Source organism: Microbulbifer aestuariivivens (genome assembly GCF_039545115.1).
GTDB classification, from domain to species: domain Bacteria; phylum Pseudomonadota; class Gammaproteobacteria; order Pseudomonadales; family Cellvibrionaceae; genus Microbulbifer; species Microbulbifer aestuariivivens.
The window spans coordinates 70,506-86,730 of sequence record NZ_BAABRT010000005.1 but is presented as its reverse complement, the minus strand read 5'-3'; the positions used below and the strand labels follow the sequence as shown (position 1 = coordinate 86,730).

Below are 16,225 nucleotides of genomic sequence, written 5' to 3'. Positions count from 1 at the left end.
GGTTTCGAGGAGGCTCACCAGGGAGGGGGGGGCAGCGACCTTAGCCAAGAAGACGGGAGAAGAAACCTGGCAGCCGGCTACCGCTATTGTTGGCGGGCGGCTGGCCGAAGCCAGCGCGACCACTGCCGAGAGTCAGGGTGAGCACATTGGCCGCCTGTATCGCGGCGGTATCTACTTCTGGGAAACGGCTCGGCTCCAGATCCCTGGCAATGGTAATCTTTTCCTCAGCGGGCAGCTTGCCTCGCGCCAATAGACGGTCCTTGTGATCATCATCAGCGGCAAGGTCCAGCAGGCGCGGCTTTGGCAGACGCTGCTTATTTTGGTCCAGCACCACCATTACCTTCGGCTTCAAGCGACGCTTATAGGTCTGCTCCAGCACCATGCCGACTTCACCGGTGGAGAGTTCCACTTTGGTGCCCGTCGGATACAGGCCGATGGCCTGGATGAACTCCACCACCAGCTGCTCCTGATAGCTTCTTCCGCGCAGACTATACAGTGCCGCTACCGCCCGGGAAGCCGCAACCGGGAACTGGGCGCCGCGGGGGTTCGTCGCCTCATCGTAAAAGGTCACAATACCGCACATGCGCGCCAGTACCGGAATCTTGTCACCGCGCAATCCGGCCGGATAACCACTGCCATCATGCTGCTCACGATGGCAGCGGACAATCTTGATGATTTCCGGGTCAATGCCGGGGCTGGCCGACAGCATGGTTACGCTGTAACCCACAAATTTACGGTACTCCAGCTCCTGCCGCGCCGTCCTTTCCGCGGCCTTCACTGTTTCCTCGCTCAGGCGCAACTTGCCCACATCTTTCAACAGGGCTGCCAGCCCGAGGCGGATCAAGTTGTCCCGGCAAAGCCCGATATGACGCCCGAAGAGTAACGCCCAGATACTGGTACGAATGGAGTGACGGTAGGTGTACTCATCCATCGCGTGCATGCGGGCGAGCCACGCCGAGGCATCCGGACAGCGGATGATGCTGTCCACCATCTGCTCCATCGAGCCCTTTATTTGATTAATGGGCAGCCTTCCCTCAGCGACCAGCTGCCTCATTGCCTCTTCCATGCCTATCGCAAGCTCACGGTAAAGCTTCTCCGCCTTGGCGGCTTCCTTGTGGGCGGGAATGGGCTTGGGGTGGGCATCACGGCGAACCTGGACCGGGCGACAGAAAGTCAAGGCGGGGGCAACGGGATCGCGGGGTGAGCGCACCCCTCGGGGTTTCTCAACCGCGGCCGTGGACCTGGTCATTTTGCGCAGCTGAATACCCGCGTCGCCTACAGACTTCACTACGTCGACATAGACGAAGCGACAGTATCTCTGCAGCTGGCGCAACTCTTCGAGGTCGCGGATATAGAATCCCTGCAGGGCGAACGGGGTGCGCGTCCATGGCTGATCGAGGCGCGACACATACATGCCGCGCTGCAGGTCCTCCACATAGACTTTCGCTTCTTCAATCGCCACGATGAAATTACTTTTTTGATTGTTTTTTAGTCGATCTCGCTCTCATTTCCATCAAGGGGAGGGAGCTCTGATTACGTTTATATCACGACAGCTACAAAAAAAAACCTCAATTCCAGCGTTTGGCGCACAAAGCCTTTCCGGACCGTGTCACAGTTCACGTGCAACCTGTTTAACTCAGTTTTCGGAACCCTTAGCCGTGGTATTCCACAGAAAGCTCGTGAACCGCGTCGATCATTGCCCTCGCATGATCCGGGTCCACGTGCGGCGTGATGCCGTGCCCGAGATTAAATACGTGTCCAGGGCCCTGACCGAAACTGGCCAGAATCGCAGCCACCTCGTCACGAATTCGTGCCGGGCTGGCGTAGAGTACAGCCGGGTCCAGATTTCCCTGCAGCGCCACCCTCTGCCCGACTCGCGCACGTGCCGCGCCAATATCCGTGGTCCAATCCAAGCCCAAAGCCGCTGCGCCAGTCTCCGCCATCGCCTCGAGCCACTGCCCACCCCCCTTGGTGAACAGGATGGCGGGCACAGGGCGGCCGTCGGCCTCCTTGATCAAACCTGCGACAATCCGCTGCATATATCGCAAAGAGAATTCGCGGTAGGCGCTGTGACTGAGCGCCCCACCCCAGGTATCAAAGATCTGTACCGCTTGGGCACCGGCGCGGATTTGCGCATTGAGGTAATCTGTCACCGAATCCGCCAATACGGACAGCAGCTGATGCATCAGCTCCGGGCGGCTGTAGAGCATCTCTTTGCAGCGGGCAAAATCCCGGCTCGAGCCGCCCTCGACCATGTAGGTGGCCAGAGTCCAGGGACTGCCGGAAAAGCCGATCAGGGGCACACGGCCATTCAGCGCGCCACGGATAGCCGCGACGGCATTCATGACGTAGCCCAGGTCGGATTCGCTGTTGACCACTTGCAGCGCACGGATGTCCGCCTCGGTGCGCACCGGCTTTCGGAATTTGGGCCCCTCTCCCTCCTCAAAATACAGCCCCAGACCCATAGCGTCTGGAATGGTCAGAATGTCTGAAAACAGGATGGCCGCATCGAGCTCGTAGCGCTCCAGCGGCTGCAGGGTCACCTCGCACGCCAGTTCGGTATTGCGGCAGAGGTCCATAAAACTCCCCGCCTGGGCGCGCGTTGCGCGATATTCCGGCAGATAACGCCCCGCCTGGCGCATCATCCATACCGGTGTGCGGTCGACAGGCTGGCGCATCAGCGCGCGCAGGAAACGATCATTCTTCAGTTCTGAGGGCTTGGCTTGGGACATGGTTACCACAGGCTGGTTAAAGGGGGCGGGTGAAAAAGGCGGCTATTGTAGCCGGGAGCCGCCGGGGAAAACAGAAGCGGACGCAAGATGCCGTCAGCCCACACTGGGCCGGTGTTGCCTGTGGCCCTGCTCCCCTGTTACGGCCCTGTGACATAGTGCTGCTGACGTGCTGCTGACCCGCCGTGCTGCACCCGCCCCTATACGGATGCCTGGGCCGGTGGGGAGATTCCTGCGGCAAGCGCAGCGGCCACCGGTACAGACTCATACCGCCCAGCGATCGGAATACCCTGAACAGCCGAAATACACAAAGGGGGCCTAGCCCCCTTTATAGTAATAGCCCGCATATAGCAGTTTTCTCAGCCAGGCCGGCTAGCCCCGTCAGACTTTCAGGTAATCGAGGATGCCCTCGGCGGCCTGACGCCCCTCCCAGATAGCCGTCACCACCAGATCCGAGCCGCGTACCATGTCACCGCCAGCAAAGACCTTCTCATTGCTGGTCTGGAATTTGTAACGCTGCTGCTCCGCCGCAATCACGCCGCCCCAGTCTGCCACCTGGATATCGTGCTCACCGAGCCACTCGGCGGGATTCGGGCGGAAGCCGAACGCTACCAGCACCACATCGGCGGGGATGACCTCCTCGGAACCAGCCACCACCTGCGGACGGCGGCGGCCATTTTCGTCCGGCTCGCCCAGCTCGGTGGTAACGACCTTAACCCCGGTCACCTTGCCTTCGCCGACGATCTCCACCGGCTGGCGATTGAACAGGAAACGTACGCCCTCTTCCTTGGCATTGGCCACCTCACGGCGTGAACCCGGCATATTCTCTTCGTCACGACGATAGGCACAGGTCACGCTGCGGGCGCCCTGGCGAATGGAGGTGCGGTTACAGTCCATGGCGGTGTCGCCACCACCCAGCACCACCACACGCTTACCCTCGACCGAGATGAACTCTTCCGGGTTTTTCTCCCAGCCCATGTTGCGGTTCACATTGGCGATCAGGAACGGCAGCGCGTCGTGGACTCCCGGCAGGTCTTCACCGGGGAAGCCGCCTTTCATGTAACTGTAGGTTCCCATGCCCATGAATACGGCGTCATAGTCCCGCAGCAGCTCCTCCATGCTGATGTCTTTACCCACTTCGGTGTTCAGGCAGAACTCGACTCCCATATCGGTGAAGATCTCGCGACGCTGCTGCATCACGCGCTTCTCCAGCTTGAATTCGGGGATGCCGAAGGTGAGCAGGCCACCGATTTCAGGATGCTTGTCGAATACCACCGGCTGTACACCATTGCGCACCAGTATGTCGGCACAGCCGAGCCCTGCCGGGCCGGCACCAATCACGGCAACGCGTTTGTCGGTTTTCTTCACATGGCTCAGATCCGGGCGCCAGCCCAGCGCAAAGGCGGTATCCGTAATGTATTTTTCGGCACTGCCGATGGTCACCGCGCCGAAGCCATCGCCCAGGGTACAGGCACCTTCACACAGGCGATCCTGGGGACAAACTCGGCCGCACACTTCCGGCAGTGTGTTGGTCTCATGGCAGAGTTCCGCCGCCTCCATCACATTGCCATCGGCAATCAGGCGCAGCCAGTTGGGAATGTAATTGTGTACCGGGCACTTCCACTCGCAATACGGGTTGCCACAGTCCAGACAGCGGTGCGCCTGGCTCGCCGCCTGGCGCTCGCTAAACGGGTTGTAGATTTCCACAAACTCGTGGGTGCGCGTGGTGATGTCTTTTTTGGCGGGATCGATCCGGCCTACATCGACAAACTGGAAGTCATTGTTCAGACGCTGAGTCATTATCGTTACCCCTTACTCGCCACGCTTGCGCACATCGGATAGCAGGCCGGCGAGGCTCGCCGCCTTGGGTTTCACCAGCCAGAAGCGGCTCAGGTAATCGTCGAAGTTGTCCAGCAGCTCCGCGCCCCATTCACTTCCGGTTTCAGCCACATACTCCTCGATCACCTCGCGCAAGTGGCTCTGGTTTGGCTCGAGAGTCTCGCTGTTGATCCGGCGCAGTTCGATCAGCTCGTGGTTGCACTTGTCGAAGAAATCCCGCTCCAGGTCCAGCACATAGGCAAAACCACCGGTCATACCGGCACCGAAGTTAAAGCCGGTCTTGCCCAGCACCGCCACCATGCCGCCGGTCATATATTCACAACAGTGGTCACCGGCACCCTCCACCACGGCAAAGGCACCGGAGTTGCGCACGGCGAAACGCTCGCCGGCACGACCTGCGGCGAACAGCTTGCCGCCGGTGGCGCCATACAGGCAGGTATTGCCAATGATACTGGTATCCTGCGAGGCAAAGCTGCTGCCCGCTGGCGGACGGATGACCAGCTTGCCACCGGCCATTCCTTTGCCCACATAATCGTTGGCATCACCGTCCAGATACATCTCCAGACCGCCGGCGTTCCAGACACCGAAGGACTGGCCGGCGACACCATTGAGGCGCACTTTCACTGGCGCGTCCACCATGCCCTGATTACCGTGGCGCCTGGCAATCTCACCAGACAGGCGCGCACCGATAGAGCGGTCGCAATTTGTGACGGTGTACTGATACTCGCCGCCGGACAGGCTCTCGATTGCCGGCAGCATATCCGCCACCATGCGTTCCGCCAGTTCGCCCTTGTCCCAGGGCGTATTGCGCGCCTCCTGACAGGTCTGCGGCTTTTCGTCCAGCAGGGCATCGGTGTGGAGAAGCGGTGACAGGTCTAGCTTGCTCTGCTTGTCAGTCTGGCCCTCCAGCACCTGCAGCAGGTCCACACGGCCAACCAGTTCCTCCAGCGAGCGCACGCCCAGCCGCGCCATCCACTCGCGGGTTTCCTCGGCGACGAAGCGGAAGAAATTCATCGCCATTTCCACGGTGCCGACGTAATGATCGTCGCGCAGATCCTGGTTCTGAGTGGCGACACCGGTGGCACAGTTGTTCAGGTGACAGATACGCAGGTACTTACAGCCCAGCGCCACCATCGGCGCGGTGCCGAAGCCGAAGCTCTCTGCGCCCAGTATGGCCGCCTTGACCACGTCCAGGCCGGACTTCAAGCCGCCATCGGTCTGTACCCGCACCTTACCGCGCAGGTCATTGGCGCGCAGGGTCTGATGGGTTTCCGCCAGACCCAACTCCCACGGCGAGCCGGCGTAACGGATCGAGGTAATCGGACTCGCGGCCGTACCGCCGTCATAGCCGGAGATGGTGATCAGGTCGGCATAGGCCTTGGCCACTCCAGCGGCGATGGTGCCGACGCCGGGCCTGGATACCAGCTTCACCGATACCAGCGCGTCCGGGTTGACCTGCTTGAGGTCAAAGATCAGCTGGGCCAGATCCTCGATGGAGTAGATATCGTGGTGCGGCGGCGGCGAGATCAGGGTCACCCCCGGTACCGAATAACGCAGGCGCGCAATCAGCTCGTTGACCTTGCCCCCGGGCAGCTGCCCCCCCTCGCCGGGCTTGGCGCCCTGGGCGACCTTGATCTGCAGCACTTCCGCATTCACCAGGTAATGCGGAGTGACACCAAAGCGGCCCGAGGCCACCTGCTTGATCTTGGATACTTTGTCGGTGCCGAAACGCGCCGGGTCCTCACCGCCCTCACCGCTGTTGGAGCGTCCACCGAGGCGGTTCATGGCCTGCGCCAGTGACTCGTGCGCTTCCGGCGACAGGGCGCCAAGAGACATGGCCGCGGAGTCGAAGCGGCGCAGAATGGCCTCCGCGGGCTCAACCTCGTCGACGGAGATCGGCTCCACATCCTCGCGCAGACCCAGCAAGTCGCGCAGGGTGGCGACCGGGCGCTCATTGACCAGCGCAGCGTAATCGCGCCATACAGCGTAATCGCCGCTGCGTACGGCCCGCTGCAGGGTCATCACCACATCCGGGTTAAAAGCGTGGTACTCCTGGCCGTGCACATATTTGTGCAACCCGCCCGGGGAGACCGCTTTGCGCGACTTCCATGCCATCTCCGCGCGCTTTGCCGCATCGACCTGCAGGTCGGTAAAACCGGCCCCCTCGATGCGTGTCGGCGCGCCGGGGAAACACAGCTCAACGACAGCTCGGGACAGCCCCACCAGCTCAAACAGCAGTGCGCCACGGTAGGAGGCGACGGTGGAAATCCCCATTTTGGAGAGGATCTTCAGCAGGCCCTTGATGATGCCATTGCGGTAATTCTTCTGCGCCTCGGCTGCGTCCAGCAGCAGCTCACCGGTTTCAATCAGGTGGTTGATGATGCTGTAGGAGAAATAGGGGTGTACCGCTGTCGCACCCACGCCCACCAGACAGGCAAGCTGGTGCGCATCGCGGGCGCTGGCGGTATCCACAATCACGTTGGAATCGCAGCGCAGCCCCGCGTGCACCAAGTGGTGGTGCACCGCGCCAGTAGCCAGCAGCGCATCGATTGGCAGTTTATTCGGCTGGATGTCGCGATCGGACAGCACCACGAGCACGGTGCCAGCGCGCACCGCGGCTTCCACATCCGCGCACAGCTTGCGAATCGCCGACTCCAGATCCAGCTGCGCCGGATCGTAGTTGAGATCAAAAATCTTTGACTCAAAGCCCGGGCGATCAAGCTCCAACAGCGCCGTGTACTTCATATGGGACAACACCGGCGAGGAAAGGATTACCCGGTCTGCGTGCTCAGGTGTCTCCTCGAATACGGACTTCTCGCGGCCGAGACAAGTCTCCAAAGACATCACCACCGTTTCCCGCAGAGGGTCGATTGGCGGGTTGGTGACCTGCGCGAACTGCTGGCGGAAATAGTCGTAAATGGAGCGGTTGTGGCGCGACAGCACCGCCATCGGCGTATCGTCGCCCATGGAGCCTACGGCCTCCTGACCCGCTTCAGCCATGGGGCGCACCACCGAATCGCGCTCTTCCAGCGAGGAACTGAACAGTTTCTGGTAAACCTTGAACTGCTCGAAGGAGAAATTGTTGTCCACAGGTGCCGTGACCAGCGTGGAGCGAATGCGACGCGCCTTGTCCTTCAGCCAACGCTTATAGGGCTGGCGGGTTTTGAGCATATTGTCGATGTCTGCGGTGTGGTACAGCTTGCCCTCAAGGGTATCCACCGACAGCATCTGGCCAGGCCCGAGCCGGCCCTTCGCCACCACGTCCTCGGGCTTGTAGTCGTAAACACCGATTTCCGAGGCAACGGTAATTACGTCATCCTTGGTTATCACCCAGCGGGACGGCCGCAGGCCGTTGCGGTCCAGGGTGCAGACCGCATAGCGACCATCGGTCATCACCAGACCTGCCGGGCCATCCCAGGGCTCCATATGCATGGAGGCATATTCATAGAAGGCGCGCAGGTCCGGGTCCATGCTCTCCACGTTCTGCCACGCCGGCGGCACCAGCATCCGCACAGCCCGGTGCAGTTCCATGCCTCCGGCCAACAGCATTTCCAGCATGTTGTCGAGGCTGGAGGAATCGGAACCCTCGCGATTGACCAGCGGCGCCAGTTCGGCGAGCTCAGGCAGCAGCGCGCTGGAGAATTTCGGTGTACGCGCTACCGACCAGTTGCGGTTGCCGGTAATGGTGTTGATCTCGCCATTGTGGGCCAGCAAGCGGAACGGCTGCGCCAGCGGCCAGCGCGGCATGGTATTGGTGGAGAAGCGCTGGTGGAAAATACAGATTGCGGTTTCCAGACGGGGGTCCGCCAGCTCCGGGAAGAACTTGGCCAGGTCGGCGGGCATCATCAGGCCTTTGTAAGACACCACCTGTGTCGACAGGCTGGCGATATACGCCCCGTCTGCCAGCTTCTGCTCGGCCTTGCGGCGCGCCACGAAAAGACGGGCATTGAACTTGGCTTCGCCCAATGGCTGCTCGGCGTCATTAATCAGCAGGTGCTCGAAGCGCGGCAGTGATTCCCGGGCAATCGGCCCAAGGCAGTCGGGATTGGTCGGCACCGTACGCCAGCCCGCCACACGCATGCCCTGTGCCTCCAGCTCTGCGGCGAGGATATCTCTGGCAGCCTGCGCCTCGCCTTCATCGAGCGGCAGCATGATAACGCCCACGGCGTATTGATCGGTCAGCTCGGCACCACATTGCTCCCGAGCTTCGCTGCGCAGGAAAGCGTCCGGTTTCTGCAACAACAGTCCACAGCCATCACCGGTTTTACCGTCAGCGGCAATCCCCCCCCGGTGTGTCATGCAGGTGAGCGACTCGATCGCCGTCTGCACCAGCTTGTGGCTTACCTGACCCTTTAAATGTGCGATCAGGCCAAAACCACAGTTGTCCTTAAACTCATCCAACCGATACAGACCGCTACCCATAAAATTCCTCATCGTTTTAATGCCGGGCCCGGCGAAGGGAGTGCAGGGAGTTCTGCGCACTGCGCGCGCTATTTGCGTCGGCGGCGCCATGCTGCCGATCTGGGCGACAAGCAGCAGTCCCAGGCTTCCGGTTCACGGGGCCGGTCGCGCGCTGCGCGACCCTGCCTCACTGACAAAAAAAGCCCGCTAAGGGGCTTTTTTTTATTCTGGCTTCTGGTCCCCCGGTTTTCCCCGGGGGCGCGCAATCTTACTGGCGCCGATCTGGAATTGCAACATGGTGCAGTTTATTCTCCTGAATGACACCCAAAAAACCGACTTATCTTCTTTTTATCCCAGGTTTTGTCAAATAGTCCTCAAGGAGGACGGAAAACAGGGCCTGTTCACACCGCACCACAGAGGACAAGGGCCCGACGGATGAGGGCTGGATCACAATCGGACACGATAGATGCCTCACCCAGCTCCCGCAGTAGAACCAGCCGCAACTGGCCATCGACAACTTTCTTATCCACCGCCATCGCGTCGATGAATTCATCAACGGTCATTCCCTCGGGTGCACAGAGCGGCAGACTGGCCGCCGTCAACAGGCTTCGAATGCGCTCGACCAGCGCATCCGGAATATCTCCGCGCAGTCGTGACAGCTCGGCCGCCATCACCATGCCCGCGGCCACGGCCTCACCATGCAGCCACTGGCCATAACCCTGTACCGCCTCGATGGCATGACCGAAAGTGTGACCGAAATTCAGGATCGCCCGGCGGCCCGACTCGCGCTCATCAGCGGCCACGACATCTGCCTTGTTTCGGCATGAGCGCTCCACCGCAAAGGCCAGTGCCTGCGCCTCCCTAGCCATCAGCTGGTCAATATTGGCCTCGAGCCAACAGAAGAAATCACTGTCACAAATCAGGCCGTACTTGATCACTTCCGCGATTCCGGCACTGAACTCTCTTGCAGGCAGCGTCGTGAGACTATCCATATCGGCCAGCACCAGCCGCGGCTGATAAAAAGCGCCGATCATGTTCTTGCCCAGTGGATGATTGACCCCGGTCTTGCCCCCCACCGAAGAATCCACTTGCGACAGCAGGGTGGTGGGGATCTGGACAAAGTCGACTCCACGCTGATAACTGGCAGCCGCGTAACCAGTCATATCTCCTACGACACCGCCGCCAAGCGCAATCAGGGTGGTGCTGCGATTGTGTCGACGCTGCAAAAGGGCATCGAAAATACGGTTCAGCGTATCCAGATTCTTGAATGCCTCACCATCCGGCAGTTCGATATGATCCAGCAAATCGAGTTCGCAACCCTCAAGCGCAGCCATCAGTGTCTGCAAGTAAAGGGGCGCTATTGTTTCATTTGTCACTACCATGACCTGACGACCGCGCAGGTAAGGAGCAAAATTTGCGGTATCGGACAGCAAGCCCTGGCCGATGACAATTGGATAGCTGCGCTCTCCCAGATCGACCGTTAGGCGATGCATCAGATTCTCTGAAGTGTGCATAGTGTGATATTCGTTGCGTTTTTAACTAGGCGAGGAGTGGATAACGCCCTCCGGGAACCCGGCAGCCGGCGAGGGAAAAAAATCAATCGGCCGGACTTGCAGACATAAGGCGCTCCGCCACACGCACAGCCGCCTGCTTGGGAGTGCAGTGGTCAGTCTCACAGACAAGATCAGCCACTTCGCGGTAAAGCGGGTCGCGCTCTTCCACTAGTTCGATAATGCGTGCGCGCGGGTTAGCCACCTGTAACAGGGGCCGATTGCTGTTTTTGGAGGTTCGCTCCAGCAGCTGATCGATACTGGCCTGAAGGTAAACCACCTGCCCGTGCTTGCGCAGCAGGCGCCGGTTCTCCTCCCGCAATACGATTCCACCACCGGTTGCAATCACCTGAACAGGTCCTTCACAAAGAGCCTGCAGTATCTCGCTCTCGCGGCGACGAAAGCCGGCCTCACCCTCAACATCGAAAATCCAGGGGATATCTGCTCCAGCCTTCTCTTCCAGCACCTTGTCGGAATCGGCAAAAGGCAGCCGCAACTGGGCCGCCAGCAATTTACCGATAGTGGACTTGCCGGCCCCCATGGGGCCGACGAGAAAGATAGAGCGGTTGATCACTTGCTGTAGATGTAGTCTTCTTCCAGGATCCGCGGCGTGATGAAGATCAGCAGCTCCCGGCGGTCGTCAGTGCGGATGGTCTGCTTGAACAAGCGCCCCAGGAAAGGGATATCCCCGAGCAGCGGTACCTTGGTCTCACCCTCGATACTCTGGCTCTCGAAGATACCGCCAAGCACAATGGTTTCACCGTTGGCCACCAGTACCTTAGTCTGCAGGGAATTGACATTGATAGACGGAATCTGGGATCCCGTCACGATATCCGTGATCAACTCGCCTACTGTGTCCTGGTTGATGTCCAGATCCATAATGATGTTATTGTCTGGGGTGATCTGCGGAGTCACATTCAGCTGTAACACCGCCTCACGGAAGGTTACCGATGCCGCGCCCGACGACGTGGCCTCGAGGTATGGAATTTCCACCCCCGATTCGATATTCGCCTCCTGCTTATCACCGGTGACAACCTTAGGCTGCGATACGATTTCGGCCTTACCCACATCTTCCAATGCTGAAAGCTCCAGCCCAAGGAACAAATCGTCCTTCAGAATCGCATAGGCTACATTGCCTGCCGGGGTAGCAACACCCAGATCCACCAGTATCGGATCAAAGATGCCCGTAGGGGCATCGACACTGGGGGTAGAACCTTCGCCACCTCGCAAGCCTGAGAACTGACTGCCCCCGCCCACCCCGACTGTATCGTCGTCGACATTATGGCTCTCACTATAGTCCCAGCGAACACCCAGCTCGCGCAGGAAATCCGTATTCGCATTTACGATCCGAGCCTCGATCATTACTTGTCGTACAGGGATATCTAACGCAGCGATCAGGTCACGAAACTCGGCAATCTTAGCTTCAGTTTCGGTGAGTATGATGGTATTGGTCCGCTCGTCGATGATCACGCTGCCACGGGAGGAGAGGATACTGCGCTCCTTATCACCGCTACCGTCGCTACCTTCACCGGAAAATAGGGAAAACATCGCCCCTGCATCGGCGTAGCGCACCTGGATAAACTCGGTACGCAGCGGCGCCAGTTCTTCCAGCTGCTTGCGCGACTCCAGTTCCTGGCGTTCGCGCTCGGCGATCTCCGCCGCCGGCGCCACCATGATCACATTGCCCTCCTGCCGCTTGTCCAATCCCTTGGCCTTTAGAATCAGCGCCAGTGCCTGATCCCAAGGCACCCCATCGAGACGCAATGTTATGCGCCCTTGCACCGTGTCGCTGGCTACCAGATTTAGGTTGGTAAAATCGGCGATAAGCTGTAATACGGCGCGGACCTCAATGTCCTGAAAGTTCAGAGAAAGTTTCTCTCCGGCGAACTGGAATTGCTGCCGTTGCTCGCGCACCTCCGCCACCGTCAGCGGTTTGACGCTCAGCACATACTGATCATCCGCCTGATAAGCCAGGTAGTCGTAATCTCCCGATGATGGATCCACCGCAATGACAGTATTGCGCCCATCGTAGTCCACGGTGATTGACTGCACCGGGGTGGCAAAATCAGTAACGTCAAGACGCTGACGCAGTGACTCCGGCAATTCGGCTCCGAGGAAGGTCAGCAGAATACGCCCCTTGGTGCGCTCCACATCGATATTCACCGCCGGGTCACTCAAGCTGACTATTACTTTACCCTCACCGGCTTCGCCGCGGCGGAAATCAATGTTATTAATGGCCACGGTGCCAGCAGTGCGAAAGCGCTCCTGCCCCCCCAAATCCAGGGCTTGGTCAGGCTGCGGTGCAGATGCCACAGTGGCGGCTACCGTGGCAGCCTTTGCCGTGTCGGTTCCGATTTCCATCACCACCTGATTACCCTGGCGCTCACTGGTGTAGACAGGTAGTTGATCCAGGCTGACGATCAGGCGCGTGCGATCCTCGCCGGAAACCACCACCGCGCTGCGGGCCCCACCGATGCCCAGAGCATATTTTTTTTGCGGCAGCGCACTCTCCACGCCGTCAAAGTCCATCACGATGCGGGCCGGCCGCTCAATGGTGTAACCACTGGGTTCCGGTGGGATATCAGTGAAACTGAGCCGCAACTGCACCCGGTTACCGGGCAGCTCGGAGAACTGGATATCGTTAAGCTGATTGGGCTGCGCCAGGGAAACTGTAGGCATCAATGCCAAAGCCAACAGCAAGGTTTTTGCACCCGCAATTACTTTGGTGAGTTGCTTTTTTATCATTATGGTTTGTCCTTCTCTTCCAAAGTCAGCGCCCGCGGCCGCTCAATCCAGCCACCGGTGCCGTCCGGTACAATTTCCAGTACATCCAGCTGTGATGCGGAGGCACTCACCACGCGGCCGTGGTTCTTGCCCAGATAGTTACCGACGGTAATCCGGTGAATCCCCCCCTCTCCGTCATCAACCAGCACCCAGATCTGCCCACTGCGTGATAGAGTGCCCACCATCGAGAGTGCGTCAAAGTTAAACCGCTCCAACAGCTCCTTGCGTCGATCCACATCTGGAGCCACATCGAGGCGCCGCCCCATCAAGCGCCGCTCGGAGTCCAATACCGGGCGCGTAAATGGGCTGCGCTTGGCAGCCGCGCTGTAGACGTAGGGGCTATAGGGAGTAAACGTCGGTATCGGCTCAATCCGGCCTTTGGGGCTGGCCTTGACCTCGGCCATGTCCCGGCGCAAGTCGCTGTGACTGCCATCCAAGCTGCAACCGGTGACAGAGACGCTGATGAGCACAAGGGCAAATAGTCTGTTCATCCATTCTCCCCCTGCTCTTTATAGCGATAAGTCTTGGCGCTAATGCTCATACTCAGCATTGCGCTGCCGTCCTTGCTGGTATCGATAGTGAAATCGTGCAAGGTAACAATGCGGGGCATACCTGCGATACCACTGATAAAGGCACCAAATTCGTGGTACCCCCCCTTCACCTCGATGCGAATCGGTAGCTCGACATAGAACTCACCGACCTGCTCGCCTTCAAGCGCAATTTTCTGAATCGCCAGGCCGCTTCCGCGCCCGTACTCGTCGATATCCTCCAGCAGCCCAGGCACTTCGGTATCTTTCGGCAATTGCTTTAAAAGGGCCCCGAAAGTCTCCTCCATCTCTACCAGCTGTTCGCGGTAGGCATCGAGATTGGCCGCTTCAAAGGATTTCTGTTTGAACCTGCTGAAAAGCTGCTCTTCTTTTCTTGTTGCCGACTCCAGCTGCTGGTATCGATCAGCGACCATAAAATAGTAACCACAGCTTACTACCCCCAGCGCAATAACAACCAACAGCGCAATGCGCCCGGCCAAAGGCCAGACGCCCACGCGCTTAAAATCAATACTTTCGATATCGAAGTCTTGCAGCTGCTTGAGCGTATCTTCCCACGCCATGATTTGAACCCTTTGTTCAGCGGCCGCCGCTGATTATTGTTGTTCTGCGTCTTCCTGCTTCTTGCGATCACTTACCATGACCGACATCTGGAAAGCACTTGCCTGCTCGCCAAACTCGGGCTTTGCGGTAACGCCCGTAAGATTCGGAGACTCGTACCAGTCAGACTGGTCCAAGTTGCGCATAAATGACGAAACCCGGTTGTTGGATTCGGCAACACCGGTGATCTGGAGCGCCTTTGCTTCTCGCTTGAGACCGGTCAGCCACAAGCCCTCGGGCGTAGCGTGCACTAGGTCATCGAAATAACGGACAGCGAGGGGGCGGTTGCCCTGGAGCTCCTGAATAACCCGCATGCGGTCAATCAATTCCTGTCGGCGCTTCTTCAGGTCCTTGATCTCACGAACCTGTTTCTCCAGTGCGCTGATTTCGGTCTGCAGCAGACTGTTGCGCTCGTTCTGATTAGAAACTTGCCCGTCGACCACCGTCTTCCAGGAGAACACTAACGCTGCGGCGATACCCGCAACCACCACTGCAATCTGCTGGAACTCTTTCTGCTTTTGCGCACGATACTCAACTCGCCAGGGCCTTAGGTTAATCTTGGCCATAATCAGTACTCCTTCTCGCGCATGGCGAGACCCGCCGCAATCATCAGAGCGGGCGCCTCATTAGCCAGAGCCTGACGATTAACCCGTGAGGCCACCGCCATATGCTGGAAGGGGTTGGCGACCACCGCGGGCTTACCCAGCTTTTCACTCACCAGGTCAGAAAGCCCCTCCATGGCCGCAACACCGCCACCGAGGAGGATGTAGTCCACATCACTATACGAGGTAGAAGAATAGAAAAACTGCAGCGAGCGGGTCACCTGCTGCACCACCGCGTCGAGGAAGGGCTCCAGCACCTCGGGATAGTAATCATCTGGCAGGCCGCTGCCGCCCTGACGCTTAGCCAGGCCAGCCTCCTCCGTGGAGAGACCATAGCGCCGCTGAATCTCATCGGTCAGTTGGCGGCCACCAAATAGCTGCTCGCGGGTGTACACCGTTTTACCATCTACCAGCACCGAAAGCGCTGTCATGGTGGCCCCGATATCAATCACAGCGACGACCAGCTGCTCCTGCGGAGGAAACTGCCGCTCCATCAGCGTGTAGGAGCGCTCGATGGCATAAGCCTCGACATCCACAACTTCGGTTTTAAGCTCCGCCTCCTCCAGAGTCGCCTCGCGCTGCTCAATTGTCTCGCTGCGACAGGCCGCAAGCAGCACCTCCACCAACCCCTCTCCCTTCTCTGAGGGGCCTTGCACCTCAAAATCCAGGTTGACCTCATCCAACGGGTAGGGAATGTACTGCTCGGCCTCAACCGCGATCTGCGCCTCGAGGGCTTCCTCATTCATGTCTGCGGCCATATCCAGGGTCTTGGTGATCACCGCAGAGCCGGATACCGCGACAGCGGCCTGACGCAGACGGGTCTTGGAGCGGCGCACCACCTTGCGGATGGCCTCAGCGGTCGCGCTCACGTCATTGATATTCTTGTCCACCACGGCGTTGGGCGGCAGCGGCTCTACCGCGTAACATTCGACCCGGTATTTGTCACCGTTGCGACTGAGCTCCAGCAACTTGACCGCGGTGGAGCTGATGTCCAGCCCCAGCAAGATCTTAGGGCCCTTGTTGAGAAAAGGGAGCATACCCATTTTTCTTATCTTTTCCGTGGGTTATGGAGATTTGATGTTATAGCACTTTAAATTGCAGCTGCAACCGGCAATTGCATAGGTATCATCGTACAATATTCGTATAATTATTCACCCGTTCTGATTCAGACGTAA

11 protein-coding genes are annotated in these 16,225 nt (G+C 59.1%); all 11 read right to left on the bottom strand.

All coding sequences use genetic code 11. From position 1 onward, the window contains the following. Positions 1–40 precede the first annotated feature (40 nt). Positions 41–1,462 carry an HD-GYP domain-containing protein gene (locus ABEA58_RS04410; protein ID WP_345549225.1) on the bottom strand — a complete coding sequence of 474 codons (1,422 nt, stop codon included), beginning with the start codon at positions 1,460–1,462 and terminating at the stop codon, positions 41–43. 190 nt (positions 1,463–1,652) lie between these two features. Continuing rightward, entirely contained in the window at positions 1,653–2,732 is a 1,080-nt protein-coding gene (gene hemE / locus ABEA58_RS04405) for a uroporphyrinogen decarboxylase (RefSeq protein ID WP_345549223.1), read from the bottom strand. Positions 2,733–3,110: 378 nt separating this feature from the next. Then, entirely contained in the window at positions 3,111–4,529 is a 1,419-nt protein-coding gene (locus tag ABEA58_RS04400) for an FAD-dependent oxidoreductase (RefSeq protein WP_345549221.1), read from the bottom strand. Positions 4,530–4,541: 12 nt separating this feature from the next. Further along, the gene (gltB, locus tag ABEA58_RS04395; protein WP_345549220.1) at positions 4,542–8,990 is read right to left on the bottom strand and encodes a glutamate synthase large subunit; all 4,449 of its coding nucleotides are present in this window, start codon (positions 8,988–8,990) and stop codon (positions 4,542–4,544) included. A gap of 380 nt (positions 8,991–9,370) precedes the next feature. Next, positions 9,371–10,462: a 3-dehydroquinate synthase gene (gene aroB / locus ABEA58_RS04390; RefSeq protein WP_345549218.1), complete on the bottom strand. Its 1,092-nt coding sequence runs from the start codon at positions 10,460–10,462 to the stop codon at positions 9,371–9,373. Between the two features lie 103 nt (positions 10,463–10,565). After that, positions 10,566–11,090, bottom strand: coding sequence for a shikimate kinase AroK (gene aroK / locus ABEA58_RS04385; protein ID WP_345549364.1), 525 nt, complete (start codon positions 11,088–11,090; stop codon positions 10,566–10,568). Further along, entirely contained in the window at positions 11,090–13,264 is a 2,175-nt protein-coding gene (locus ABEA58_RS04380; RefSeq protein ID WP_345549216.1) for a type IV pilus secretin PilQ, read from the bottom strand. Before ABEA58_RS04380 ends, aroK begins: the two co-directional genes overlap by 1 nt. Further along, positions 13,264–13,794: a pilus assembly protein PilP gene (locus tag ABEA58_RS04375; RefSeq protein ID WP_345549214.1), complete on the bottom strand. Its 531-nt coding sequence runs from the start codon at positions 13,792–13,794 to the stop codon at positions 13,264–13,266. Before ABEA58_RS04375 ends, ABEA58_RS04380 begins: the two co-directional genes overlap by 1 nt. Then, positions 13,791–14,411, bottom strand: a complete 621-nt coding sequence (locus ABEA58_RS04370) for a type IV pilus inner membrane component PilO (RefSeq protein ID WP_345549212.1) — start codon at positions 14,409–14,411, stop codon at positions 13,791–13,793. Before ABEA58_RS04370 ends, ABEA58_RS04375 begins: the two co-directional genes overlap by 4 nt. A gap of 33 nt (positions 14,412–14,444) precedes the next feature. Next, complete coding sequence (locus tag ABEA58_RS04365) at positions 14,445–15,014, bottom strand: PilN domain-containing protein (protein ID WP_345549210.1); 570 nt, start codon at positions 15,012–15,014, stop codon at positions 14,445–14,447. A gap of 2 nt (positions 15,015–15,016) precedes the next feature. After that, a complete protein-coding gene (locus ABEA58_RS04360) occupies positions 15,017–16,093 on the bottom strand; it encodes a pilus assembly protein PilM (RefSeq protein ID WP_345549208.1) in 1,077 nt (358 codons plus the stop codon). Positions 16,094–16,225 lie beyond the last annotated feature (132 nt).